The organism is Pseudomonas sp. Pseusp88, from assembly GCF_047303955.1.
GTDB lineage: Bacteria > Pseudomonadota > Gammaproteobacteria > Pseudomonadales > Pseudomonadaceae > Aquipseudomonas.
On the sequence record NZ_JBGLYM010000149.1, the window covers coordinates 1 to 231 of the forward strand.

The following is a 231-nucleotide window of genomic DNA, read 5'->3' on the forward strand; positions in this document are numbered from 1 at the left end:
AATTCGCTCCCACAGACGTGCCCTACCGGCTGTCCCTGTCGGGCAGGGCCAATGCTCGTCAGAGCAATGAAATCGGATAACTGATAAAGATCCGGTTCTCGTCGAACTCGTTGGTGCTGAAGTCCCGACGTATGCTGGAGTTGCGCCAGCGCAGGCTGAGGTTCTTGAACGTGCCGCTCTGGAACACGTAGGCCAGTTCCGATTCGCGCCCCCATTCCTTGCCATCGGTGA

General features: G+C 58.0%; 1 protein-coding gene. It reads right to left on the reverse strand.

Going from position 1 to position 231, the window contains the following annotated elements; translation table 11 throughout:
* Positions 1-58: 58 nt before the first annotated feature.
* Positions 59-231, reverse strand: a 173-nt coding sequence (locus tag ACCD02_RS32815) for an OprD family outer membrane porin (protein ID WP_413310742.1), incomplete at its 5' end; no start/stop codon positions are given.